Below are 24,248 nucleotides of genomic sequence, written 5' to 3'. Positions count from 1 at the left end.
CACATGGCCGGCAGGATTCAGCGATGGCGCGCGGTGTTCGTTCATTCCGTGGCCGCAACCGCGATGTGCAGCGTTGCCCTGCCGGCGTCGGGGCAGGGACCGGTGGGCCCGAGCGCGAGCGCACGGCAGGTCGATTCGGCGTACACCGCGAAGATCAAGGAGTTTTTACAGGATCCTCGCATTACGACCGAGTTGGTGGATCACCTGCCGTCGTCGAGCACCGTGCCGACGCCGCTCAGGTTTCACGGTCGCATTGTCGGCACGCCCGGTGAGCTCACGTACGCCAAGGACATTCATCGCTATTTCGAAGCGCTCGACAACGCCTCGCCGCGCGCCAAGTACTGGACGATCGGCAAAACGGAAGAAGGGCGCGAGATGGTGGTGTTGGTGATCGCCGATTCGACGACCATTGCCAATCTCGAGCAATTCAAGGGCGACATCGCCGCCCTCAGCGATCCGCGCAAAACGAGCGAGGCGGAGGCGAAGCGGCTGATCGGCACCACGAAGCCGATGTACTGGCTCACCAGCGGTATCCACTCGCCGGAAACTGGCGGTCCGGAGATGCTGCAGGAGCTGGCGTATCGACTGATCGTCGAAGAGACGCCGTTCATTCAACAGATCCGCAACAATATCATCACCTTCATCACGCCCGTGATCGAGGTGGACGGCCGTGAGAAGCAGGTCGACACCTATTACTACAACAAGAAACTGCCTCCCGGCGCGGCGCGACTCCCCCTCATGTACTGGGGGAAGTACGTCGCCCACGACAACAATCGCGACGGCATGGGCCAGTTCCTGTCGCTCACGAAGAACGTGAACGACTTCTTCCTGCAATGGAAGCCGCAGGTAATGCACGATCTGCACGAGTCGGTCACGTACCTCTACTCGAGCACCGGCACAGGCCCGTACAACGACGCCATCGACCCCATCACCGTGACCGAGTGGTGGATGATGGCCCAAGTGGACGTGCAGGAATTGACGAAGCGCGGCGTGCCGGGGGTGTGGACGTACGGTTTCTACGACGGGTGGACGCCGAACTATATGTTCTTCGCCGCGCACACGAAGAACGCGATCGGCCGCTTCTACGAAGTGCAGAGCTACGGCCCGGACAACTACGAAGTGCGTCCGCCGGCCACGACGACCAGCCGCGAGTGGTTCCGTCCGAATCCGCCGCTGCCGTACATCAAGTGGGGGCCGCGCAACAACACGAACATTCAGCAGTCCGCGGTGCTCTTCTCGCTCAAGCATTTCGCCGATAACAAGTCGCTCTATCTCGAGAACTACTGGATCAAGAACAAGCGGGCGGTGGAGAGGGGGAAGTCCGGCGCCGGCCCGTTCGCGTGGGTGATTCCGGCCACGCAACGTCGGAAGGCCGACGCCGCCGATGCCGTGAACGAATTGCGCAAGCAGGGGCTCGAAGTGCACACTGCGAACACCGCGTTCACGGTGGGTTCGCTCGAGGTGAAGCCGGGTGATTACATCGTGCGCGGCGACCAACCGTATCGCACGCTCGCCGACATGTACTTCTCGATTCAGAACTACTCGCCGTCCAATCCGAGCCCATACGACGACACGGGTTGGACGTTTCAGTACATGCGCAACGTGGCGCTGCTGCCGGTGAGCGACAAGCGTATCCTCGATCAGGCGATGACGGCCGTGACGGCCAAGGTGCACGCGGCCGGCGGCATCGCGGGCGCGGGCGCGGTGTTGATCGTCGATCACACCACCGACAACAACCTGATGAAATTCCGTACCACGCACGCGGGAGTACGTATGCAGGCCGCCGAAGCCGACTTCGAAGCGGCCGGTCGCTCGTTCCGCGCGGGGGCGTTCATCATTCCCGCAGCCGATCGCGCCAAACTCGAGCCGACACTCAAGGAACTTGGCCTGAGCGGCGTCGCGGTGGCGGCCGCACCGGCCGTGAAGCTGCACGACCTCGATCTTCCGCGCATCGGCTACATCCATGCCTGGCAGCGAACGCAGGATGAAGGGTGGGTGCGGGCCGCGCTCGACAGTTACGGCGTGCCGTACACCTACTTCGCCGACATCAAGCTCAGGGACGGCAAGCTCCGCGCGAAGTACGACGTGATCATCTATCCCAGCGTGGGCGGCAGCGCGCAGTCGCACGTGGCCGGCCTCATCAAGTCGGGCAGTACCCCGTTGCCTTATAAAAAATCTCCGGCCACGCCGAATCTTGGCGCCAATGACAGCGCCGACGACATCCGCGGCGGCCTGGGGATCGAAGGACTCACCGAGCTGTACAAGTTTGTGCAGGCTGGTGGTACGCTGATCGTGGAAGGGTCGACGACGACGATCTTTCCGGCGTACAACCTCACCAGCGGCATCACCGTGGAGTCGCCGGCCGGACTGTTCGCCCGCGGTACGATTCTCCGCGGCGTGGTTATCGATCGCACGAGCCCGTTGGCGTACGGCTTCGACGCGCAGATGCCGGTGTACTTCAATCAGGATCCCGTGCTGTCAGTCGCGGGGTCGGTCGGCCTCTTCGCCGGCGGTGGCGGCGGACGCGGCTCGGCGCTCAGCCAGAACATCACCCCCAACGCCGTGCCGCTGCGCATTTCGCCATGGACATTCGGTGCGAGTGACTCGACCGGCACGGCAATGCCTGCGGGGGGGCGTGGCGCGCCCGCTGGGCCCGCCACCGCTGCTGGATCGGCTCAGAGTGGCCGTGGCGTTACCGGAGGCACTGGAGCCGCTGCTGGAGCCGCTGCTGGAGCCAATACAGTCGGCGGGTCCGTGTTCGGTGGAGCCACGGGCATCGACGGCTCCCGACCGCGCGTGATCATGCAGTTCCCGGCCAATGCCGGCGACATGTTGCTGTCCGGTACGCTGGCCAATGGCGAAGGTTTAGCCAACCGCGCCCAGCTGATCGACGCCCCCGTCGGCAAGGGCCACGTCGTGATGTTTGCGATCCGTCCGTTCTGGAGATGGCAGACCCAAGGCACGTATTTCCTCGGATTCAACGCGATCCTGAATTGGAATGATCTGGACGCGGGGCGGTAGTGGCGTGAGCGGCGGGATGTGAATGGCCAAGCGCTTGGGGGCGGTGGGCCCCTTTGTGTCCTCGCGCACGCGCATCAAACTCGCGGCACAAGACATGCCTCCTCCTTGTCTGTATTCCCATCTCAAGGAGAAACACCATGAAATTGACTCGCGTGCTTTGTGGCCTAGTGGCCATCGCAACGCCGTTCGCCGTTCAGGCGCAGGCAAGCTCGACTACTCCCGCGCCGGCCGTCGGCTTCGGCATCCTCGGTGGCGCCACGTTCCCGGTCGGTGACTACAACGACGTGGCACCGGCTGGTTTTCACGTCGGTGGTTTTGCCGACTTTGGCCGTCGTGTAGGTCCGTTCGGCCTTCGTGCCGACGTGATGTATCACGGCTTCGGTGACCGCAATCTCGTGACCACCGGCAGCAGCACCACGCAGGTAACGATCTCGAACAAGTACAGCATGGTGACCGGCACGCTCAACGCGATGCTCGGCATTCCACTCGAGAATTCACCGGTCCGTCCGTATGTCACCGGCGGCGTGGGCGGCTACTACGTGCGCAACAGCCCGAAATGCGCCGGCGCTGGCTGCGGTTCGCTCCTGAACATCAACGAAGAGAACACGACCAAGTTCGGCCTCAACGGCGGCGCCGGCATCGAGTTCGGTATGGGCGGGATGGCCGCCTTCGTTGAGTCGCGCTTTCATCACGTGTTCGACGGTACGCCGAAGCTCAATTGCATTGGCGACGTCGGATGTAACCGTGCAGCGCTGCAGATCGTTCCGGTGAGCGTCGGTATTCGCTTCGGCTTTTAATCGGAACGAAGGATAACGGCCGACGGCTTAGGGTGTCGGGGGGAGGGTTTCAGGACGGAGCAAGCAGCACCGTGGCGCGGTGCACCGGATTCTTCCCTCCCGCAATCCTCCGTCTGGCGTCCCATGCAGGCGGCCGTTGCCAATCTACAAGCTGTCCGTCTTCACCTTCGTCGTCTCAGGCGCCACCACCGTCGTTGTCGAATCGGCGTCGCGTTTGGCCGCGGTATTCGTGCGTCGCTTGGTGCTCGCCTTCTTGATGGGTGCGGTCGGCGTCGGATCGGTCGGCAGCACCACTTCGGGCGCCTTGTCCGGGGCACGCTCGATATAGCCGTTGACCATGTCGCGCGCGGCGCCAGCGTAAATGCCGATCTTATCGGCGGCTTGGCGCGCGAGTCCGTTTTCCTGCTTGGAGCCATACCACCACGTGCCCCACGTCGCGATGCCGAGCAGCACGATATACGGCACCACCGATTGGCGACGGCGCACGGCTACCGGATCGCGGCGGCGCTGCGGCTCCTTCTTGGCCTTCTTCGCCTTGGCAGTCGCTTCACTCGATGACGGCGTGCGCACGCCCGTAATGTCGCTCGGCGTCCGCGACGCCACGCTCAACATGCGATTCCCCAGCGCGTGCCGGTAAATCTCGGCCGTCTGCGATGGCGTCATTTCCATCACGGCGTTGCCGAGCGTTATACCAAAATCTGACACGCTCTCGAATCGGTCGACTGGATCGGGCGCCAGCGCTTTGTCGAAGACGTCCTGCAGCGAATTCGGCCACTCGAGGTCGCTGCGCACTTCATCGAGACGACGCGGACGGCTTGTCAATCGCGCGATCAGCGATTCCTTCGATGATGAGTTCGTGAACGCGTCGTGCCCCGTGAGCGCGATGAACGCCACGAGCGCGAGCGAGTATTGGTCGGACCGACTGTCGAGCACGTCGCCCGACAGTTGTTCGGGTGACATGAACTCCGGGGTGCCGACCGCGAAACCAGTACGCGTGACCTGCTGTGCCCCTTTCTCCATCATACGCGCGATACCGAAGTCCACGAGCTTCACGACGAACGTGCCGTCCGTGCGCTTCGTGAGCATCAGGTTGTCGGGCTTGAAATCGCGATGCAGAATGCCCAAGTCGTGCGCGGCCTGCAATGCGTCGGCGGCTTGTCCGATAATGTCCGCCGCCACCACGGGATGCAGCGCCACCTCGCGCTTGAGAGTGGCGGCCAACGCTTCGCCGTCCACGAACTCCATGGCAAGATAGACGAGTCCCTCGTCCGTTTCGCCGAAGTCGAAAATCGACGCGACGTTCGGGTGCGAGATCTTGCTGGCGTTCTCCGCCTCTCGCGTGAAGCGTTGCAGGGCTTCCGCATCACCGACCAGCGCCGGGCGCATGATCTTGATCGCGCTCTTGCGCTTCATCCGAACATGCTCGGCCAAGTATACCTGACCCATGCCGCCCTCGCCCAGGTGCGAGACCACGCGATAGCGCCCGCCGATCACATGGCCGACGAGGTCGGCCTGGGCAGCAGGCGACACGAGTGCCGTGCCGTCCTTGGCACAAAAGGCAACGGAGCTGTCGAACTCTTCCCCACACTGGGGGCACACCTTGCGCGCGTCCACGATTGGCGAACCTAAAGGACGAACCGCGTTAAGCAAGCACTACGTGGTGAGAACCGTTTCATAGTAGAGTTTGGTTGATCGCTTTGGACTTGGCATTTCTCTCGGATCCCAGCGTAAGTCGCTGAGACTCATTAGCTTCCAGAATGTCACGTGCAACGCTTCTTCGCCACCTGCTCGGCTCGCTTTTCCTTGCGGGCTCTGCCATTGCGGCGTCGGTCGGCAACGCCCAGACGCCCACATCTTCTCCCGCTGCCTGGGCTCGCTCCGGCACGCAGGGCGACTTCCTCGTCAAAGATTTTACTTTCCGCTCGGGTGAACGCCTCCCCGAGTTGCGGTTGCACTACACCACCCTCGGCACGCCCCGACGCGATGCCAAGGGGGTCGTCCGTAACGCCGTCATGATCCTGCACGGCACCGGCGGCACGGGGCGCAGCTTTCTCTCCAACGGGTACGCTGGCGAGCTCTTCGCTCCCGGCAAACTACTCGACACCGCCACCTACTTCATCGTGCTGCCCGACGGAATCGGCCACGGTGGCTCTGCCAAGCCCAGCGATGGACTCCACGCGCGCTTTCCGAAGTACACCTACGACGACATGGTTACCGCGCAACATCGGTTGCTCACCGAACATCTCAAGGTGAACCACCTGCGACTTATCATGGGGACGTCGATGGGCTGCATGCAGGGCTGGGTGTGGGGTTACACCTACCCGGAGTTCATGGACGGTCTCGCGCCGTATGCTTGCGTACCGGCGCAGATCGCCGGCCGAAATCGCATGATCCGCACGATGGCGATGGACGCCATTCGCAATGATCCGGCGTGGAAGGGTGGCGAGTACACGAGTATGCCGTCTGGCCTGCGGGCCGCGCAGATGATGCTGTTCATCATGTCCAGTGCGCCGTTGGTGCAACAGGCGCAGGCGCCCACGCGCGACAAGGCCGACAGCGTCATCCGGGCGTACCTCGATGCGCGCATGGCCACGACCGACGCCAATGATTTTCTGTACCAGTTCGACGCGTCACGCGACTACGATCCATCGGCAAATCTCGCGCGCATTACCGCGCCCGCGTTGTTCATCAACTCGGCCGACGATCAAGTCAATCCGCCAGAGCTGGGGATGGCCGAACGCTATGCGGCGATGATGCCACGTACGCAGTTCATTCTGTTGCCGATTTCGCCGGACACGCGCGGACACGGCACGCACTCGGCGCCAAAGGTCTGGGGCGGCTACCTCAGCGCGTTTCTCGCGACGCTTCCTCGGCGGTGAACTCCGCCACCGTTTCTGTCACTCGACCGTCGCTGACACAACTGGTACTCCGCGCGCTGCAGTTGCGATGCCCACACTGCGGAGGTCGCAAGATCTTCGCGTCGTTCTTCGAGCTCAAGGAGCAGTGCCCCAGCTGCGGCATCCGTCTCGAGCGAGGGGAGAATGACTACTTTGTCGGCGCGTACCTGTTCAACCTCATCGCGGTTGAACTCATCCTGTTCTTCTCTGTCTGCGGCTTCGTGTACCTGACGTGGCCTGATCCGCCGTGGGATCTCATCACGTACGTCACTGCATTCTTGATGCTGTCCGGCTGCGTGTTCTGTTATCCCTTTGCCAAGACTACGTGGCTCGCGGTCGATCTCGCCATCCGGCCGCTGTCGCCAGACGAGTTGTACTGGCATCGCGAGGATGGTGACGTCGGCGACCGGGAACTTCCACACGTCTGACCGGCGCCCCCACGTCGAACAACGGAAACGCGGCGCCTACTGACTCCAGTAAGCGCCGCGTTTGCGTTGTACCGACTGCCAGCGTGGACGTTACTTCTCGACGATGATCAGGTAGCGGGACGCCGCCCAGAACTTCACCGGGTCGGTGATACGGATGCTTTCGCCGCGGAACGCGCCATCCTTCTCCTTCTTCGCCGCTTCGAGTAGACCCACGTCATGACGCGACACAATGCGATACGGACGATCGCTGCGCGGCAGCGGGATCGTGAGCACTTCACGTCGATCGGCACGTATGAAGCGCGATTCGTCGAGCGACCGTGCGGGCACCAACGTCTTCCCGAGCTTTACGATCAGGAGGCCACGTGAGCCGCCTTCTTCGGTCACCAGTTTATCGGCAATGAGCTGACGACGTGAACCGACCACGTAGAACACCTTATTCTCTCGCACGTCCATCGCCTTCACCGTGTCGGTGAGGACGGCCTTCTCGACCGTAAGCTGCTCATTCTGCGTGCGCAGGGCGCGGATCTCTTCCTGAAAGGCCGCGATCTCCTTGTCTCGCATGGCGAGACGCGCGTTGAGATCCACCAGCAGCGTTGCGGCCGCCGTTGAATCGGCGCGCATCGTCTTCATCGTGTCCAGCAGCGCGGCGACCTGACGCTGGCGTGCCGCCAACCGTTGCCGCATTTGGGCAAGGCGGTCGAGAATGTCCTTCTGCGCGGCCGCGGCTTCCGTCTTTCCCGACTCGTCGCTCTTCGTGACGCCCACCTTGCTGGACAGCCCTCGCACCTTCCGCAGCTCGGCATCGACTTCGTCGGCAAACTTGGAGGCCTCGACAACCTGCGCCAGCGCCCGGTCCTTGTCCGCGCTCGAGCCCTGCATCAGCCCCTGCAGCGAGTCGCGTTCAGCGCTAGCGCTGGCCAGCGCCGCCGACAAGGAGTCGGCACGGGCACGTGCGGCGGTGTCGGTACAGGCGCTCAACGCAAAGGCGAGCACAACGGCAAGCGCGGACGTCCCGCGCTTGCGGACTGAGAAAGAGCTCATGGAATTAGTGGCGAGAGGGAAGACAACCAGCAAAACGTACCGATCTCGAGCATCTCATGAAAGTGTCGAACATCACCTATGTGAAAAGCAACCACTCAGTGAGGTGCTATTGCGACGGCGTCCAGCCGCGCATTGCGTACAGCAGCATGGCGGCGGATTCATACACCACATCAGCGAACGCCAGCCGTCGATTCTCTGGTCGATCGAGGCGTGACAGCGCGTACTCGCGAGAGGCGGCCGGGACGCAGCGCACCGAAAGCCCCGCGTGCTCGACCGCGCCACAGGCACGCCGAGAGTGCAGGGGCGACGTCACCACCACGACCCGCCGCCAGCCACGCGTGCGCGCCATCGCGGCAAAACCGAGTGCCTCGTCGCGAGTACTGTGCACGTTCCGAACAAAGCGTAGCTCCAGATCGGGGGCCATTAGCTGGGCCAATTCGCGCTGGTCACGCTCCGAGCTCGCCACCGACGGGTCGGCGTCGTCGGCAACCACTGAGAGCGCGACCACCGGAATGCCCAACCGCCGCGCGTGCTGAAAGCCGCTGATCAGGCGCTCGAGCGCCGCGCCGGCCACCCGCCCTTCTGACGTCACGCTGCCCGAGAGAATGATGAGAGCGTCGAGTTCGCCTGCGGCCACGGCGGTGTCACGGCGCACGAACGGGGCGACCATCGGCGTGACGAGCGGCGTGTAGGACACGAGCATGAGCACTGTGCAACCTACCCCGGAGATCACCCACAGCCACGCGCCACGGGATGACGTGGCCAGCAGCGCGCCGGCCAGCATCAGCACGAGGCGCGCGGTGACGGACGACACGCCGACGGCGGTCCATACGCCGAGGGACGCCGCAAGCTGCACGATCGTGAGGCCGAGGACGCCGCCCGCGCTGCGCACCAACCACGCAGGGGCGCGGCCGCCCACCTCGGCGCCGCGCCCCCGAAACAACAGATCACTCACGCCAGCCCGCCGGAGTGCTCACTGCTGATCCTGCGTGACACGCTGCCCCTTGGGCGGCATCTGATACTTGTCGAACCAGCTGCGAAGATAGAGCTGTGTGCGCAGGAAGTTGGACGGCGACGAGCTGGTGCCATGCCACTCGTTATTGAAGCGAATCATCGCCGTGGGCACCTTCCGGATCTTCAGGGCCTCGTAGAACTCCTCCGTCTGACTGATCGGCGTGCGCAGGTCGTTCACACCCGTCATCAACAACGTCGGTGTCTTCACGCTTCCCACGTACATTAACGGCGAGCGCTTGAGATGCTCGCTGGGATCGTCCCATGGATACTTGGCAAAGTTGTAGTACCAGCTCGAACCGTCTGTGGTGCCGACGAAGCTGAGCCAGTTGATCACCGGGCACATGGATGCCGCCGCGGCGAAGCGGTCGGTATGGCCGACGGTCCACGCGGTGAGCACGCCGCCACCCGAACAGCCGAACACGTACAGCCGGTTGCTATCCACGAAGCCGCGATTGATCACGGTGTCCACGCCGGCCATGAGGTCGTTGTAGTCCTTACCGGGATACGCGTTCTTGATCGCGTTGCCGAAGGCTGAACCGTAGCCGGTGGAGCCACGCGGATTCGTGTAGAGCATGACGAAGCCGTTCGCCGCGTGATCCTGGCGCGAGAAGCTGAAGCCCACGTTGTACATCGAGTGCGGCCCCCCGTGAATCTCGAGCATCAGCGGGTACTTCTTCGTCGCGTCGAAGTCGGCCGGTTTCACGATCCAGCCCTGAATACGCTGGCCGTCAACCGACGTATACCACACCTCTTCAGTGGTCGCGAGCTTCTTGCCGGCGAGCACGTCGCCGTTCACGTCGGTAAGCTGCCGGATAGCGGGCGTGCGCACATCGAACGCTACGATATCGTTGGGCTTCGTCGACGATGTGGCCACACCGACGGCCGTGAAATTCTTGTTGATGTCGCTCACCGTGAGCACGTGCGCGCCCTTGGTAACCTGCCGGATGTCGCCTCTGAGCGATACGAAGTACAGGTTGCGCGACCCTTCGTTCTCCACATTGAAGTACACGCCGCTCGCGTCGGGCGCCCACATCATGCCGCTCGGTGTACGATCCAATGTCCCGGTGAGTGCCCGGGCGTTCCGGCCGTCGGCATCCATCACGTACATCGTGGCGTCCTTCCAGGTCGCATCGGTGCTGTCGTAGCCCGTGTACGCGATGAAACGGCCATCGGGAGACGGCACGGGCGAGTTGTCCGGACCGTTGCGCGACGTGAGCGCGGACACCGCACCGGTGGTGATATCCACTTTGTAAATGTCGCTTTGGCGCCACGCGTATTCAGCGTCGGCCGTGCGCAGCGACGTAAACACGAAGCTCTTTCCATCGGGCATCCACGTCGTGCCGTTGGCCGCCCAGTCACCGCTCGTGACTTGGCGCGGCGTGCCACCGTCGGCCGGCACGGTGAACAGCTGACGCAATCCGTCTTCGAGAAACCCCTGTCGATCGGCGCGGTACTTCACTTTTGTGACGACACGCGGCGCCTCGGTCCACTTGGCGCCACGCGGCGGCGTCGGCATCGCGATTCGCCACGAGTCGGTGCCGCGCACCAGCATGCCGAAGCCGATCGTCTTGCCGTCGGGCGACCACTCGAGATCGGCCGGCGCTTCCGTGAGTCGTGTGACCTGCGTGGTGGCGCCTTCCGCATCCATGTAGCGCACCCAGATCTGTGCGCCACCGGGTTCACCAGGTGCGACATAGGAAATGCGCGATCCGTCGGGTGACCACTTCGCGTCGGCTCCCTTCACCAGGAAGCGATTCCTCGTGCCGTCCGCATTCATGATCCACACCGAGGATTCACGTTTGTCGTTCAGCTGATCGGTCCACGTGCGCGTGTAGAGGATCTGTCGACCGTCGGGCGACATGCTCGGTGCGGCCACGTCTTCCCAGTTGAAGTAATCGGCGATGGTCAGTCGATCTTTCGGCAACGGTTCCTGCGCCGACAGCGGAACGGGTCCCATCACGGCGACGCCAAGCGGCGCGGCGAACAGCGCCGCGCGCGTGAAACGGGTAATCAGTGCGAACATGAATTCCTCCCCAGGGGCGACTTGAAAACAAAAACGCCCCCAATGCTGGGGGCGGATCGGCTACTTGGCAACAACGAAGTGACGCTACTGCTTGAGCGAGTCGGCGAAGGCGAGCAGCGAGTCGCGCATGGTGACGTTCGCTCCGCCGACCAGGCGGCGTACGCCTTTCCACTGACGAATGAGCGGCGAGCGCTCGGTGATGCGGGTTTCGATGACGCGACGCTTCGACGTGCTTGCGTGCACCATGCGTCCCTCCCCCACGTAGATTCCGATGTGGGAGATGCGTTTGCCACGACCGAAGGTGAGCAGATCGCCCGGCTTGAGCGCCGCCAGATCCTTCGGCACTTCCTGGCCGACCGTCGACTGCTTCTGCGCGGTGCGCGGGAGCATCACGTCGAGCGCACCCATGACGTACTTCACGAGGCCGCTGCAGTCGAGCGCAAGGTTCGGCTTCGTGCCGCCGAGCTTGTAGCGAGTGCCGATCTGTCCACGCGCCTTTGCAACGATGGAGTCGCGGAGATTCTGCGCTGAAACACTCCACGCGGTGAACGGTTTCCGAGACTCGAGTTTCTCCAGCGACTGTCCTTCGGCACACGGTGCGATCGCGACGAGCGCGGCGCACAAGCTGAGCGAAAGAAGTTGGCGCGAGAGTGAGATCACGTTACGCGGTGCTCGGGGGGCGAGATCGGTCCGGAGCGAGGAACCTAGCCCAACCGTGACTGTCACGCTACCGGTCTTTATCACAATGCGGGAAACCTTCGGTTCGCCAACGGCCCCCGTTTTCGACCCCCCTTTCTGTTATCGGATCCCGAGCGCCTTGTGGGTCTGCACCGAGAGCCGCCACTGGGGATGCGCCAGGCAGTAGGACAGGGCCGCTGCCGTGTTCTCTATCGCCTGCGGTCCATCCATTGGCTGCAGCAGAAAATGTCGAAAATCGAGTCGCGCGAAGCGTTCCGGCAGGGCGGTGGGCTGCGGGTAGACCAGCTTGAGCTCATGGCCCGAAGTCAGCACCAGTGGCGCCCGTGCCTTAGGACTCACGCAAATCCAGTCGAGCCCTTCGGGCGCCACCTGCGTTCCATTGGTCTCCACGGCGATCTCGAATCCCTCAGCATGCAACGCGGCAACCGCCTCGTCGTCGAGTTGCAGCAGCGGCTCGCCTCCCGTGCAGACCACGAAAGGGCGGACGTATTCCGGCGCGTCGGTCGGCCAGCGACTCTTCACAAAAGCGGCCAACTCGATAGCCGTCGCGAACTTGCCGCCGTCGGGTCCGGTACCGACAAAGTCGGTGTCACAAAAGGTGCATACGGCGGTGGCCCGGTCGGCCTCGCGCCCCGTCCACAGATTACAGCCCGAGAAGCGGCAAAACACCGCGACGCGTCCTGCCTGCACACCCTCGCCCTGCAGCGTGTAAAAGCACTCGCGAACCGTGTACGCCATGAATCAGGCTCCCGCGACGTACGCGATCGGATCGACCGATTCCGCTTCGGCGAACCCACGCAATCGGAGCTGGCAGGCGTCGCAGTGGCCGCAAGCCGTGCCGTCGTGGGTCGGGTCGTAACAGCTGGTTGTAATCGAATAGTCCACGCCAAGCTCGTGCCCAAGACGAACAATGTCCGCCTTGCTGAGGTGTTGCAGCGGCGCGTGGATCTTGAGCCGCTGCGAGCCTTCCACGCCGGCCCGCGTGGCCAGGTTTGCCATCTGCTCGAACGCCGCGATGTATTCCGGTCGGCAGTCGGGGTAGCCCGAGTAGTCGAGCGCATTCACCCCGATGAAAATGGCCTGCGCGTCCAGCGTCTCCGCCCACGCCAGCGCGAAGGACAGAAAGATCGTGTTTCGCGCCGGCACATACGTGACCGGGATCTCGTTGGTCGGATGCACGACGTCGCGGTCCTTGGGCACCGCCACATCGGCCGTGAGGGCTGAACCTCCCCACAGCCGCAGATCGATGTCCACCACCACGTGCTTCGCGACGCGGTGCGCCGCCGCCACGCGTCGCGCCGCGTCGATCTCGAGCGAATGACGCTGTCCGTATCGAAACGTCATGGCGTAGGGCGTGTAGCCATCACGACGCGCGACGGCAAGCACGGTCGTGGAATCGAGGCCGCCCGACAACAGGACGACGGCGGGACGTGAAATTGCGGTAGCGTCAGGCGACGCGGACGTGGTCGAGAGAGCAGACATTTATCAAAGATAGCCCATTAGCTTGTCACCATGATCGATCTGCTTTCTGATCCGCAGGCGTGGATTTCCCTGCTGACGCTGTCGGTGCTCGAGGTCGTCCTCGGTATCGACAACATCATCTTCATCTCGATCCTGGCCGGGAAGCTGGCCCCGGCCGATCAACCGAAGGCCCGCCGGTTCGGCCTCATGGGCGCCTTTGTGTCACGCGTGGCGCTCCTGTTGTCGATCGCCTGGGTCATGCGCCTTACCGAACCGTTCTTCACGGTGCTCGGTCGAGCCGTGTCCGGACGTGACCTGATCCTGATCGTTGGTGGCCTGTTCCTGATCGGCAAGGCCACGTTGGAGATCCACAGCAAGCTGGAAGGCCCCGAAGGGTCCACGACTTCCGTGAACGGCGGACGCTCCCTATGGGCCACGGTGGCCCAAATCGCTGTGATCGATATCGTCTTCTCGCTCGATTCGGTGATCACCGCCATCGGTATGGCCGACAGCGTCGTCATCATGATCGCCGCCAACCTGATCGCGCTGGCCGTGATGCTGTTCGCGGCCTCGCCGATCAGCGATTTCGTGGACAGGCACCCCACCGTGAAGATGCTCGCACTGTCGTTCCTGGTGTTGATTGGTACGAACCTCGTGGCCGAAGGATTTGGACAGCACATTTCGAAGGGGTACACCTATATGGCGATGGCCTTCTCCGTGATTGTCGAGATGTTGAACATCCGCGCACGCGGTAAGTCGGAGGCGGTGACGCTTCGTAGCGTGCCGCAGTATCCCGATTCGGAATAGCCACGGCGAATAGGCGACTCGATAGACTGTAGGTTGGCAGATACAGACGAGCGTCCTGTTTTGGGGACGATCGTTTCGCTTCGGCTCGTTAATGTCGATCCCAGTGTGGGCGGTAAGTGGATGGATACCAACGTGTTGGCGTTGCACGCCGGACCAGACCTGCTCGCTGGCCAAGCCGGTCCGCGACGTGCATCGACAAGTCGCGACACCTTCTGGAGATCTGCTATGTCCAATTCCGTCCGCACCGCTTCGCTCTCGCGACTCTCGCCGGCGGCGCACGCACACCGGCTCGCCGTCCTCGTCCTCTCGTCGTTACTGGCAACGGCGCTCGTGGCCAACATCGCGAAGGCGCAGACCGGCGTTGGCGCCACCCTGACGCCCTACGCCGGGTACCTGATCACCGGCAATTGGTACGACGGTCCTATCGGCACGAATTTGTCGACCACGAACGCCCCGCTGGTTGGTGGACAGGCCAGTATTCCGCTTACGAAGGGCATCGCGCTGGTGGGCAATCTGGCCTACGCGGCGGGCGATCTCCGCATCGGGTTGCCGCTGCTCGGTGGTGTCAACGTGGGGACGGTAAAAACGTGGCTGTACGACGCCGGCCTTGAGCTCGGCGGACTACCGGGCAAGAAGACCGGCATCGCGCCTTACGTTCAGGTGGGCATCGGTGGTTTGACCAACGACATCAAAAACTCCCTGTTTGACGTGCGCGCCTCGAACATTGCCTACACCGGTGGGGTAGGTCTCGATATCGGCTTGGCTGAAAGCTTCGCACTCCGCGTGCAGGCCAAGGACTGGGTGAGCCGATTCAATTCAGAGGATGCGGTGGGCTTCCGTGCGGAGGGAAACCTCACGCACAACTGGGCCCTGACGGCCGGGGTGAAGTTGACCTTCTGAATCCCGGCTCGCTCCTCCGAGCGTTAACTTCGCACGGCGCGCACCGTTTCATTCTTGGCGCGTCGAAGTCGTGTCGATGTCATGGTGTCGATGTCGCGCCGCGACGACCGCTACCGGTCGCGCGGTGTGACCTTGATTTCTCTCAGGAGCAGGCCCTTGGTGAAACAGATTGCTGGCCGCCAGTTCGTGTCTGCCGCGCGGCTCTCGTGGGCGCTGGCTGCGCTCGTGACGTTGTCCACGGCGTGGTGGTCGCCAGTGCTGTCGGCGCAGACGCCGCCAGTGGGCACGCCACCCACTGACAGTATGCGCGCGGGTCAAGGTGCTGCCGCACCGAACGTCCCGGCCGATCCGCTCCGTGGAAACCCAGCCACCATGAGCGCACTCGGGTCGCAGGCGCGCACCGTACAAGATGGCTTCGAGCGAAATCATCGCACGGGGTTGCGCTTCTACAATGGCGGTGCCGATGCGTCCTGCGAAGTGCAGCTAGGGCGCATTTGTTACTGGAACAACAACGGCGACGTGCCGCCCCCTGCCGAGCGTAACGACTCGAAGATCGAGCGCGAACAGCTGCTGGATCTCCTCGCGCAGGCGCAAGCGGCCGACCCCAAGGACGATTGGGTGAATGGCATGCGCGTGCGCTACGCGATCGAATCGGAGCAGCTTGACGTCGCAATCAATGCCGCACGGGCCTGCCGCGGCACGACGTGGTGGTGCGAAGCGCTGGAAGGGCTCGCCCTGCACAACGCCAATCGGCATCAGGATGCTACGATCACATTCGCGCGTGCGCTCGTGTCCATGCCGCTCGCGCAGCGGTGCACGTGGACCGACCTCACGTGGTGGCTTGATCCCGCGATGCATGCTGCCTACAAGGCCACACCCTGCGCGAGCCGCGGCGCAGAGAATCTGCGCGTGCTGCGCCTCGCGCAGCCATTGTGGATGATTCCGTCGAACGACATTCAAAACGAACTGTACGCGCGGCGCACAATGTCGCGCGTTCACTCGCTGGCGCGCATCCCGTACGATCTGCAGTGGGGGGATGATCTGTTGGAGTCGCAGATCCGTTATGGCTGGCCCACCGCGTGGTCGGTGCAGAACGGCGGTGTGGCCGACCCGCGTCCGCCGTCGGTCATCGGCCACGAGCCGACGCCGAGCTACGACTTCATGCCGGTGCCGTCAGCGATCGCGACGCCGCTTGCCGCCACACCGGGCGACTGGAATCCGCGACGACAGAAGGCGCGCATGCGCTACGCGCCGCGCTATGCCACCGGCTTCGGCGCACTACCGAACCAGTTCGCGCGCTTTCTGCGAGGCGACACCACGATCGTGGCCGGCGGGTATCGACTCATGCGCGAACTCGAGATGGGGCGCGCGCCGTACACGGCCGCCCTCACCGTCGATGCCTTCGATGGTCGCGAACCGGTGCAGGCCAAGCGCGACAGTGCGCAAGCCAACGGCGCGTTGCTGTTGCCGATCCGCGCCCCGATGCTGGCCAGTCTGGAAGTGCTTGCACCGACTGGGAAGCGCGCCGCGCGCGTGCGCACGGTGATCAAGCCGTTGCCCGCCGGTACCCGACTGTCCGAGTACCTACTGCTGCAGCGCGGTGACGTCTCGGCCACGCCGATGTTGGAGCGCAACGCCCTGCAGGCGTACGGCAGCAACGAAATCGAAGCCGGCACATCGATCGGTATCTACTGGGAGATGTATCGCCAGGCCTCGCCGGGTCAGCCCCTGCAGGTCAGCCTGCGTGCCACCCGCGTGGGCGCGGGCTTCTTTCAGAAGTTCGGCAGCTCGATCGGTCTGTCAAAGTCCGTTACCCCGGTGTCGATCAAGTACAACGACAACGGACGCCCTGATGGCGGGCCCGGACGTAGTCTGAACATCAACTTCCCGCAGGTTCCGGCGGGAGATTATCAGCTCACACTCATGGTGTCGGGCGCGGGCACGACCGATAGCACGACACAGGTGATCAGAGTGAAGGGGGGGAAGTGAGGAGTGCTTCGATTTGTATGCAGAGATAGGCGTCTCTGATCTCTGACCTCTGAATTGGTGAGATACCACCAACTCCAGTATTCCTTAGCGCCGTTTCCCGCGCACCATGATCATTCCCACCGGGCTCCCGTAATCATCATTCCCGATCGGTAGTCCCGGCGGAGAGATCCAGGCGCCTCTGTCGGCGCGCACGGTGATCCGGTGCATACCTGGCGCGAGTTTGAGCTCTGCTCTCCATCGTCCATTGGTACCCCGCTGCATCTGCGTGACCATCCACTCGGTAGCATCACCCATCAGCTCCACCGACTCGGCGCGCGGCGCGTCGATCAACAGCACCACGCGCAGGGTGTCACCATCGGGAGCCGAGATGCCTTGTTCGACCGCGAGCGAGTCGACCGCGCCGAGCGTACGTGTCTCGAAAGCGAGTATACCACCGGGCGTACCGTCGGTACCGCGGAAGGGCAGGCGAGCGATGCGCACGCCAATCGCGAGTACGGGGGCAAAGCTGCGCGCGCGTTGATTGTCGAGATCGTCGCGTAGCGCGGTGCCGCCAACGGTCGCGGCGTTCGTTGCCGCGGCACCGACCAGCGACAGCCACGCGGTGATCGGCTGCACAACCGCAAGCGAGGCCACCGTGGGCAGCGCGCTTGGCTTGGGCAAGAGCGCGTCGCTGGAGATCCACGTCGCCACCGGCGACGTCACCGACACCAGCCACGTGGTCGCGCCGGTGTGAAAGCCGAGTGACGCGATGCCGGTTGCGATGTCACGTCGCTGTAGTGAACGCGTCGTGCGATTGCTGACCAGCCGTGTAGATCCGCCTACGGTCGGCATAATGATCGCGTCGGGCTCATCGATCGTGAGCGTCTGCGTCGTGGTGCGCGTGGCGCGCTCGACGGAGAAGCCGAAGGAAAACTCCATGCCCGACGCGTTGGTCATTACACCCGCTTCGGCGCGACTGATCGCGCCAACATCGACCCGTCGGGAAACCGTGGTATCGACCGCACGAAGATCGAGACCACCGGCAATCATGGGCGGCATGGCGTTGCCCAGGATGTCGGCCGTGGGGTTGGCGCCGTTCACCGACGCGTGTCCGTAGCTGATCGCGCTCCAGACGCGCTGATCGCCGACGCGGGCCCGAGCGCGGACCGCGAGGGTGCCTTCCAGCTGACCGTCGCTGCCGACGCCTTGCGGCACACGCCAATTGCCGGTGCCAAGTGCGGCGAAACGAATTCGCCCGATGCGACCAAGAGGCTGCGTGGCGCCGAGCCACAGGTCGTTTCGCTGGGTCAGCGAATTCCCCGCGCCGTCACGAAGTGCAGCCATGCCAAGCACCGACAACGTGGAGGCGTCGGTGACCGGGCCAATGGTGGCCGCCGGTGCGATCGGGGCGTCGCCGCGGACCTGCGCGGCGAGCGATGGCGCGATCGTGAGGCTGGCCAACACGCACGGTAGCAACGCACGTGTCATGAACGCACCCAGCAAAAATGTACGTAGCACCGCCCGCCCGCGGCTCGGTACAGAGCGGCGGCGCGACGCGCTGAGGAGGGGCGAACGGGCGTCACGAATCAGGAGGGCGAACTGGCTTGCGGTCGCTCGTCGCGGGAGTGGACGGCGACACGGCACCAGTAACCGTACCTCGAACATAGCGATTCAGCGCCTCGACAGCCATACCGGGTCCACGTTGCGCATTCTTCGCGACGGTGGACTGCAGACCCAGCAGTACATCGTCGGATCGAGGAATTCGTGCGATCGTCGTGACCGCGTCGCGCGCCGTCGATGTCGGCACGCCGCGTCGGACCACGTCGGTCAGTACCACGAGCGCCGTCACCGCGGTGCCCGCTGCGCGCGTGCCGCGCACCACGGTCAGCGTCTTTGCGTCGATCCCGGCCCGGAGCGCGGAGGCGCCCGCATCGAGCTCGGCGACGGTGCTGCCGTCGCCTAAGGCCGCCTTCGCATCGGCCAGCGCCACCGCATGCGCCCGAACCACGCTCAAAATTCGGGTGCCGCTCACCCGCCGCGCGGCGCCTTCCAGCGCTCGGTTGATCAGGGGCGCCGTGGGTAGCCCTTTCGCGGCCGCATCGTCGAGCAGGAGGCGCAGGGCGTTGGCGGTGAGGGTGTCGAACCGGGCCGCGTCGAACTGCCCCTGTGGATCGCGGAAGAGAATGGTGTCGATCGACGCCACCAGCGAGGCCGCTGCTTGCGCGGTGTCACCGTGGGTCGTCGCCGCCAAGGTGGCCGCTGCCAGCGGCGAGGCGACGGTGGTAGACAGCAGCTGCAGGGCCAGCCACAACGTGGACTTCGCGCGGGCCCTCATTGCGGGTGGTCCACGACGACGGCATTGGCTGGGCCATACCCGTCGTCCGGCACCTGCGGGGCCAGCGGGTCAACGAGCCATTTCTTTCCGTCGACCACGAACGCGTACACGTGCCGGCCGGGAGGAAGCGGTACCTGCGCCGACCAGGCCCCGTCGTTCGGGAGACGAACCATCGGCGTGGCCTGCTCATCCCACCCATTAAAGTCGCCGACCAAGGCGACCTCGCGCGCCGAGCTCGGCAGCGTGAGGTCGAATCGCGTCCGATCTCCACTCTCCGACGTCGCGCCGATCGGCTGAGCCACGCGCGAAGTACCCACCATTATTCCGACCAAACTGCCACCGCGCCGCACCACGACGGTGCTGACCGACACCACCAGCACCGCCGCAGCAGCCGCCCCCCACCACCAGCGAGGGCGCAGCGACCCGCCGAAACCACGCGCCGGCGCGTGCATCGCTCCCGCCAGCACCGACGTGGTGCAACGGGCGATCTGCGCCGCATCCGGTGTCGGCAGCGACGCGTACGAGGCTCGTAGCCGCGCCGTCAGCGCCGAGTCGTCGGTAACGGTGGAGAGGTCGAGGTCGTTGGGCTCGTTTGGCCCGGTCGAGCGGTCGTTAGTCAAGCGACCGCCCGAGCAAGGCGCGCAGCCGTTCGCTCCCACGCTTTACGCGCATCTTCAGCGCGGACTCGCCGGCGCCGGTCATCGCGGACATCTCGCCGTACTCCAATCCCTCGGCGTACTTGAGCAGCAGCGCTTCCCGTTGGAGCGGGTCGAGCTGGCCAAGCGCGCGCACGAGTGCGGCGTCTTCGACGCCGGTCGCGAGCCCGAGCGGAGGGGCTGGTGCGGACTCAAGAGCGATCTCGTCTTGCACGAACCGACGCGTGCGACGGCCGCGGGAAGTAAGGGCGTTGCGACACTGGTTGGTGAGGATGCGAAAGAGCCACCCGCGGAACTGATCACGCTCGTCGTACCGGCCGATGGCGAGATACGCGCGCAAGAAGGAGTCCTGAACCACGTCCTCTGCATCTGCCCGCTCCCCCAGCATGTGGTACGCAAAACGCCAGCACGCGTCGTAATACCTCGACACCAAGGTTCCAAAGGCGTCGGGGTCTCCTGAGCGGGTCCGTACAACCAGCTCCGCGTCAGTCATCGACGAACAACAGTCCAGCCGCGATGCGCGTCACCAGAATCCCCGGCTTCGAACAAACGCGACCCCAGGGCATCGGTCAGCCACCGATCGTTGCTATGGCAAGCATCATCGACAGCGCCACGAACAGCGACGTCGCCAACTTGTTCACGCCACCAACCCGACGCAGCAACAGCTGAGCTTCCGCCGCCGGCAACTGCTGCTGGACCACCAGCCGGTTCGCCGCGCGCGCGCGACGGTACAGGAACCAATTGGCGGTGCCACCGGACGCGAGCATCGTTGACACGAACACCGCCACGTTCATCATGAGCAGCCACTCATTCTCCGGCAGCTGCATTGCCGCCATCGTGAGCGGCTTGTCGGTGCCGGTGAGCAGCCGAAACGCGATACCGGGCAACAAGAAGAAGAAAGCAAACGGTAGATACAACTTGCGATACAGGAACCAAGCCGGCGGGAAGGCAATCGCGGCGCTCCAGTTCCACGTGGGCACAAACGACGCGTCCTCGAAGAACGGCGCCAGCTTTCGACGGTACACCTTCTCCCACTTCGGCCCGATAAACGCCACCATCTCCGCCTCGCTCGGCTGCTCAAGCGTTCTCGCTTGATGCTGCTTTTGCGCCCAGCGCGGCAACTCGTTTTTCGGCGACTCGCTCTGCGGTGACCCGTTCGGCGTCGCGTTCGGTGACCCGGGCGGTGACCCGGGCGGTGACCCGGGCGGAAGCTCCGGCGGCGTGTCGGAGCCGGAGGGCATCGGCGGAATGGTCATGACGCCACCGACACCGCCGCGGCCGCCGGCTGCTGCTGGCTAAGACAATGCAGGGTGCCGAGTCCCCACACCAAGTCCACCGCGTGAATGCCCACGATGCGATGCCCAGGTAACAACGACGCCAGAATGTTCAATGCGGTGCGATCGTTCGGATCGTTGAAGGTGGGCACGATGCACACGCCGTTCGCGATGTAGAAGTTTGCATAGCTGGCCGGCAATCGTATGCCGTCCATGATTACCGCACGCGGATACGGTAACGTCACCACGCGCAGCGCGTCGCCACGCGCATCCTTCGCGCGCTGCAACCGGTGCAGGTTGTCGAGCGACCGCGCGTGATTCTCGTCGGTGGGATCCTCTTCGTGCGCTAGCACGACCACACCAGGCGCCACGAAACGCGCGATGTCGTCCACGTGACCATGCGTATCGTCGCCCACGCATCCTTCTCCGAGCCAGATAGTGTGCGTGATGCCGAGGTACGTGTGAAACGCACGCTCGTAGTCGGCACGCGTAAATCCCGGATTCCGAACCTGCACATCCGACAGCAGCCATTCTTCGGTCACCAACATGGTGCCGAGTCCGTCGGTTTCGATGCCGCCGCCCTCGAGTATCAGGCGCTGCCCGTTGTCGTGACGCATCGCTTCCACCCGCGGTAGCGTTGTCGCTCGCGACACCGCCTCGGGTACATGCACGTCGAGCGCGTAGTTGTCGTACTTGCTCCACGCATCGAAGCCCCAGTGTACGAGCGCCACGCTGCCATCGGCGCGCTGGACTCCCGTCGGCCCCGAGTCACGCAGCCACACCCGATCGGTCGGTTGCACGTGCAGGCGATACCGCGCGGCATCCACACCGTGCAGCGACAATGCCGCCCGCGCGCCGTCGCACACCGCGTCGTCCTGACACAGGATCTCTACGCGCTCATACGGTGCGAGCGCGCGCACGATCTCGGCGTACACCCACGGGATGGGCGCGAACTTGCCGGGCCAATCAGGTTCGTGCGTCGGCCAGCCGATCCAGGTCGCGTCGTGACGCTCCCACTCGGCGGGCATCCGCACCGAACCCAGCGCGGACCACTCGATCCGGTGACTCAACGCCCCGCCAGCCAGCGCTGCGTGATCGGTCCGTACGCGTCGATGCGACGATCACGCAAGAACGGCCAGTTACGCCGTGTCTCTTCGATCAGGCCAAGGTCACAGGCCGCAACGAGAATCTCCGGCTCCGTGCCAGCCTGCGCGAGATAGCGACCAAACGGATCGGCAATGAACGACTGCCCGAAGAATTCCAGACCGTCGGTGCCCGGCTCTGCTTCAAACCCCACGCGATTCGGCGACGCCACGAACACGCCGTTGGCAATCGCATGGGCGCGCTGCGCCGTGCGCCACGCATCGACCTGCGCGTCGCCGAACGTCGCTTTCTCGCCGGGATGCCAAGCGATCGCGGTTGGGTAGAACAGCACCTGTGCGCCGAGCAGCGACGTGATGCGCGCCGCCTCCGGGTACCACTGATCCCAGCAGATCAGCACGCCGATATCCGCATACTTCGTGCGCCACACGCGGAAGCCGTTGATCCCAGGATGCGCATCGTGCCGCAGATCTCCGGTCACGTCGCCGGGGGCGAAGTAGTACTTCTCTTCGAAGAGCGGATCGTGTGGGATGTGCATTTTGCGATACGTGCCAAGCACGCTGCCGTCGGCATCGATCACGGTGGCTGAGTTGCGATACAGCCCCGCGGCCTCGCGCTCGTAATACGGCACGACGATGACGACGTCGAGTTCCTTGGCGAGGAGCTGAAACGTCTGCACCGTCGGGCCGTTTGCCGGCTCGGCGATGTCGAAGCGCTCTGGCTTGACACTCTTGCAGAAATACGGTGCGTTGAAGAGCTCCTGCAAGCAGATGATTTGCGCGCCTCGCGCGGCGGCTTCGCGCACACGCGTTACCGCGCGCGTCACGTTGCTGGCGAGATCATCCGAGGCGGTATCCTGAATGACACCAATGTTCACGATGTTGGCCATACCGAAAAGTCATCGATACGCAGGCCGAGGGCAACGTGGTTGGATCACCGTTTTTTCGGTGCAGTCGTGGGCGCTGCCTTTGTCTCTGCTTTCGTCTGCACTTTGGGCCTACCGGTGGTCTTGGCCTCGAGGGGCTCGAGCACGGGTTGTAGGTAGGCCAGCAGAATACGCCGAAGATCATCGAGTAACGGTTTCTTGTCGGCTGCGACGGCGCGTCCGCGCCGAGCGAGCAACGACTGCCCGAGAGAAGCAGCCACGAGCGCAATGCGCCGCCGATCGCGGGTCGTGAGCTTGGGGTTGCGCGCCGAAAAGAGTACGTCGAGCCGGTCCACAAACGAATCGAACAGCTGCGCTCGCAGCCGCGTCGGAGCGGAACGCGTGTCGTCGCCCGGACCCTCGACCGTGGCGAATACCCGGCGGAAGGCAGGGTGCGTGTCGTGAAACTCAGCCAGCGGCTTCACGATACGATCGATCAGGCGATCCAGCGGGAGGCCGTGCGGGTCGACCGGGAACGCGCGCTCGTGAATGGCACGCATCTCGTCGGCGTAGCGCAGGGCGAGCGCGGCCAGTACGGCATCACGGTTCGGAAAGAACTGATACAGCGAGCCCTTGGCGGTCCGGGCCCGGAGCGCGATGGCCTCGGCCGTCGCGGCTTGCAGTCCGTGCTCGGCGATCACCGCCGCCGCCGCGTCGAGCAGCAGTTCCACCCGCGCCTGTCCGCGGGACTGCCGGGGCCGCCGGCGATACGCGTCGGGCGACGCGGCTTCGGGGCGAGGCGCCACCGCGGCCTGAGCAGTGGCGGCGAGCGACGACTCGTCGATGGAGGGGCGAGCGGTGGGACGGGACGCGCGTTTCGCTGGCATGGCCAACGATACCGCGATACTGGGACCTTGACAATGCGACGGCACCGTCAAGATTTAACGATGTTAGGTCATGA

General features: G+C 64.2%; 22 protein-coding genes. 7 read left to right on the top strand and 15 right to left on the bottom strand.

Going from position 1 to position 24,248, the window contains the following annotated elements; all coding sequences use genetic code 11:
- Positions 1–3: 3 nt before the first annotated feature.
- Positions 4–3,021 (top strand): M14 family zinc carboxypeptidase, encoded by a 3,018-nt coding sequence (locus ACLL97_RS15165; RefSeq protein ID WP_411281316.1) that lies wholly within the window; start codon positions 4–6, stop codon positions 3,019–3,021.
- A gap of 137 nt (positions 3,022–3,158) precedes the next feature.
- Positions 3,159–3,818, top strand: a complete 660-nt coding sequence (locus ACLL97_RS15160; RefSeq protein ID WP_411281315.1) for an outer membrane protein — start codon at positions 3,159–3,161, stop codon at positions 3,816–3,818.
- 144 nt (positions 3,819–3,962) lie between these two features.
- Here ACLL97_RS15160 and ACLL97_RS15155 read toward each other — a convergent pair whose 3' ends face one another.
- Positions 3,963–5,348, bottom strand: coding sequence for a serine/threonine-protein kinase (locus ACLL97_RS15155; protein WP_411281314.1), 1,386 nt, complete (start codon positions 5,346–5,348; stop codon positions 3,963–3,965).
- A 227-nt stretch (positions 5,349–5,575) separates the two neighbouring features.
- Between ACLL97_RS15155 and ACLL97_RS15150 the strand changes: the two genes are divergently transcribed.
- Together ACLL97_RS15150 and ACLL97_RS15145 are read left to right on the top strand one after the other, a co-directional pair.
- Positions 5,576–6,697 carry an alpha/beta fold hydrolase gene (locus ACLL97_RS15150; RefSeq protein WP_411281313.1) on the top strand — a complete coding sequence of 374 codons (1,122 nt, stop codon included), beginning with the start codon at positions 5,576–5,578 and terminating at the stop codon, positions 6,695–6,697.
- Positions 6,694–7,143: a DUF983 domain-containing protein gene (locus ACLL97_RS15145; RefSeq protein WP_411281312.1), complete on the top strand. Its 450-nt coding sequence runs from the start codon at positions 6,694–6,696 to the stop codon at positions 7,141–7,143. The genes ACLL97_RS15150 and ACLL97_RS15145 overlap by 4 nt, the downstream gene beginning before the upstream one ends.
- Positions 7,144–7,233: 90 nt before the next feature.
- On the opposite strand, the gene ACLL97_RS15140 is transcribed toward ACLL97_RS15145, so the two are convergent.
- The 6 genes from ACLL97_RS15140 to queC all read right to left on the bottom strand — a co-directional run bounded on the left by ACLL97_RS15140 (position 7,234) and on the right by queC (position 13,402).
- Positions 7,234–8,184 (bottom strand): hypothetical protein, encoded by a 951-nt coding sequence (locus tag ACLL97_RS15140; RefSeq protein ID WP_411281311.1) that lies wholly within the window; start codon positions 8,182–8,184, stop codon positions 7,234–7,236.
- Positions 8,185–8,290: 106 nt separating this feature from the next.
- Positions 8,291–9,139: a YdcF family protein gene (locus ACLL97_RS15135; protein ID WP_411281310.1), complete on the bottom strand. Its 849-nt coding sequence runs from the start codon at positions 9,137–9,139 to the stop codon at positions 8,291–8,293.
- An 18-nt stretch (positions 9,140–9,157) separates the two neighbouring features.
- Complete coding sequence (locus ACLL97_RS15130; protein WP_411281309.1) at positions 9,158–11,221, bottom strand: S9 family peptidase; 2,064 nt, start codon at positions 11,219–11,221, stop codon at positions 9,158–9,160.
- 84 nt (positions 11,222–11,305) lie between these two features.
- Positions 11,306–11,881 (bottom strand): C40 family peptidase, encoded by a 576-nt coding sequence (locus ACLL97_RS15125; protein ID WP_411281308.1) that lies wholly within the window; start codon positions 11,879–11,881, stop codon positions 11,306–11,308.
- Between the two features lie 138 nt (positions 11,882–12,019).
- On the bottom strand, positions 12,020–12,658 hold the full coding sequence (gene queE / locus ACLL97_RS15120) for a 7-carboxy-7-deazaguanine synthase (protein WP_411281307.1): 639 nt from the start codon (positions 12,656–12,658) through the stop codon (positions 12,020–12,022).
- 3 nt (positions 12,659–12,661) lie between these two features.
- Positions 12,662–13,402, bottom strand: coding sequence for a 7-cyano-7-deazaguanine synthase QueC (gene queC / locus ACLL97_RS15115; protein ID WP_411281306.1), 741 nt, complete (start codon positions 13,400–13,402; stop codon positions 12,662–12,664).
- Positions 13,403–13,432: 30 nt separating this feature from the next.
- Between queC and ACLL97_RS15110 the strand changes: the two genes are divergently transcribed.
- The 3 genes from ACLL97_RS15110 to ACLL97_RS15100 all read left to right on the top strand — a co-directional run bounded on the left by ACLL97_RS15110 (position 13,433) and on the right by ACLL97_RS15100 (position 17,077).
- Positions 13,433–14,188: a TerC family protein gene (locus ACLL97_RS15110; protein WP_411281305.1), complete on the top strand. Its 756-nt coding sequence runs from the start codon at positions 13,433–13,435 to the stop codon at positions 14,186–14,188.
- A gap of 225 nt (positions 14,189–14,413) precedes the next feature.
- Complete coding sequence (locus tag ACLL97_RS15105) at positions 14,414–15,088, top strand: outer membrane beta-barrel protein (RefSeq protein ID WP_411281304.1); 675 nt, start codon at positions 14,414–14,416, stop codon at positions 15,086–15,088.
- A 159-nt stretch (positions 15,089–15,247) separates the two neighbouring features.
- Positions 15,248–17,077 carry a hypothetical protein gene (locus ACLL97_RS15100; protein ID WP_411281303.1) on the top strand — a complete coding sequence of 610 codons (1,830 nt, stop codon included), beginning with the start codon at positions 15,248–15,250 and terminating at the stop codon, positions 17,075–17,077.
- An 84-nt stretch (positions 17,078–17,161) separates the two neighbouring features.
- On the opposite strand, the gene ACLL97_RS15095 is transcribed toward ACLL97_RS15100, so the two are convergent.
- The 8 genes from ACLL97_RS15095 to ACLL97_RS15060 all read right to left on the bottom strand — a co-directional run bounded on the left by ACLL97_RS15095 (position 17,162) and on the right by ACLL97_RS15060 (position 24,174).
- Entirely contained in the window at positions 17,162–18,544 is a 1,383-nt protein-coding gene (locus ACLL97_RS15095) for a glycogen-binding domain-containing protein (protein WP_411281302.1), read from the bottom strand.
- Positions 18,545–18,635: 91 nt separating this feature from the next.
- The gene (locus ACLL97_RS15090; RefSeq protein ID WP_411281301.1) at positions 18,636–19,391 is read right to left on the bottom strand and encodes a hypothetical protein; all 756 of its coding nucleotides are present in this window, start codon (positions 19,389–19,391) and stop codon (positions 18,636–18,638) included.
- The gene (locus tag ACLL97_RS15085; protein WP_411281300.1) at positions 19,388–20,011 is read right to left on the bottom strand and encodes an isoamylase early set domain-containing protein; all 624 of its coding nucleotides are present in this window, start codon (positions 20,009–20,011) and stop codon (positions 19,388–19,390) included. The genes ACLL97_RS15090 and ACLL97_RS15085 overlap by 4 nt, the downstream gene beginning before the upstream one ends.
- Entirely contained in the window at positions 20,004–20,540 is a 537-nt protein-coding gene (locus ACLL97_RS15080) for an RNA polymerase sigma factor (protein WP_411281299.1), read from the bottom strand. Before ACLL97_RS15080 ends, ACLL97_RS15085 begins: the two co-directional genes overlap by 8 nt.
- Before the next feature lie 76 nt (positions 20,541–20,616).
- On the bottom strand, positions 20,617–21,303 hold the full coding sequence (locus ACLL97_RS15075) for a hypothetical protein (protein ID WP_411281298.1): 687 nt from the start codon (positions 21,301–21,303) through the stop codon (positions 20,617–20,619).
- The gene (locus ACLL97_RS15070) at positions 21,300–22,349 is read right to left on the bottom strand and encodes an agmatine/peptidylarginine deiminase (protein WP_411281344.1); all 1,050 of its coding nucleotides are present in this window, start codon (positions 22,347–22,349) and stop codon (positions 21,300–21,302) included. Before ACLL97_RS15070 ends, ACLL97_RS15075 begins: the two co-directional genes overlap by 4 nt.
- Positions 22,350–22,387: 38 nt before the next feature.
- Positions 22,388–23,311, bottom strand: a complete 924-nt coding sequence (locus tag ACLL97_RS15065; protein ID WP_411281297.1) for a carbon-nitrogen hydrolase — start codon at positions 23,309–23,311, stop codon at positions 22,388–22,390.
- 44 nt (positions 23,312–23,355) lie between these two features.
- A complete protein-coding gene (locus tag ACLL97_RS15060; protein ID WP_411281296.1) occupies positions 23,356–24,174 on the bottom strand; it encodes a TetR/AcrR family transcriptional regulator in 819 nt (272 codons plus the stop codon).
- Positions 24,175–24,248 lie beyond the last annotated feature (74 nt).

It is taken from the genome of Gemmatimonas sp. (assembly GCF_046594945.1).
Lineage (GTDB): Bacteria > Gemmatimonadota > Gemmatimonadetes > Gemmatimonadales > Gemmatimonadaceae > Gemmatimonas.
Note: the sequence above shows the minus strand (reverse complement) of the source record. Positions and strands in the feature narration are given on the sequence as shown.

Excerpts from the sequence above, each read along its gene's own strand:
- ACLL97_RS15165 (WP_411281316.1), top strand. The coding sequence starts at position 4 with ATGGCCGGCAGGATTCAGCGATGGCGCGCGGTGTTCGTTCATTCCGTG.
- ACLL97_RS15160 (WP_411281315.1), top strand. The coding sequence starts at position 3,159 with ATGAAATTGACTCGCGTGCTTTGTGGCCTAGTGGCCATCGCAACGCCG.
- ACLL97_RS15150 (WP_411281313.1), top strand. The coding sequence starts at position 5,576 with ATGTCACGTGCAACGCTTCTTCGCCACCTGCTCGGCTCGCTTTTCCTT.
- ACLL97_RS15140 (WP_411281311.1), bottom strand. The coding sequence starts at position 8,184 with ATGAGCTCTTTCTCAGTCCGCAAGCGCGGGACGTCCGCGCTTGCCGTT.
- ACLL97_RS15130 (WP_411281309.1), bottom strand. The coding sequence starts at position 11,221 with ATGTTCGCACTGATTACCCGTTTCACGCGCGCGGCGCTGTTCGCCGCG.
- queE (WP_411281307.1), bottom strand. The coding sequence starts at position 12,658 with ATGGCGTACACGGTTCGCGAGTGCTTTTACACGCTGCAGGGCGAGGGT.
- queC (WP_411281306.1), bottom strand. The coding sequence starts at position 13,402 with ATGTCTGCTCTCTCGACCACGTCCGCGTCGCCTGACGCTACCGCAATT.
- ACLL97_RS15110 (WP_411281305.1), top strand. The coding sequence starts at position 13,433 with ATGATCGATCTGCTTTCTGATCCGCAGGCGTGGATTTCCCTGCTGACG.
- ACLL97_RS15105 (WP_411281304.1), top strand. The coding sequence starts at position 14,414 with ATGTCCAATTCCGTCCGCACCGCTTCGCTCTCGCGACTCTCGCCGGCG.
- ACLL97_RS15095 (WP_411281302.1), bottom strand. The coding sequence starts at position 18,544 with ATGACACGTGCGTTGCTACCGTGCGTGTTGGCCAGCCTCACGATCGCG.
- ACLL97_RS15090 (WP_411281301.1), bottom strand. The coding sequence starts at position 19,391 with ATGAGGGCCCGCGCGAAGTCCACGTTGTGGCTGGCCCTGCAGCTGCTG.
- ACLL97_RS15080 (WP_411281299.1), bottom strand. The coding sequence starts at position 20,540 with ATGACTGACGCGGAGCTGGTTGTACGGACCCGCTCAGGAGACCCCGAC.
- ACLL97_RS15075 (WP_411281298.1), bottom strand. The coding sequence starts at position 21,303 with ATGACCATTCCGCCGATGCCCTCCGGCTCCGACACGCCGCCGGAGCTT.
- ACLL97_RS15070 (WP_411281344.1), bottom strand. The coding sequence starts at position 22,349 with ATGCCCGCCGAGTGGGAGCGTCACGACGCGACCTGGATCGGCTGGCCG.
- ACLL97_RS15065 (WP_411281297.1), bottom strand. The coding sequence starts at position 23,311 with ATGGCCAACATCGTGAACATTGGTGTCATTCAGGATACCGCCTCGGAT.
- ACLL97_RS15060 (WP_411281296.1), bottom strand. The coding sequence starts at position 24,174 with ATGCCAGCGAAACGCGCGTCCCGTCCCACCGCTCGCCCCTCCATCGAC.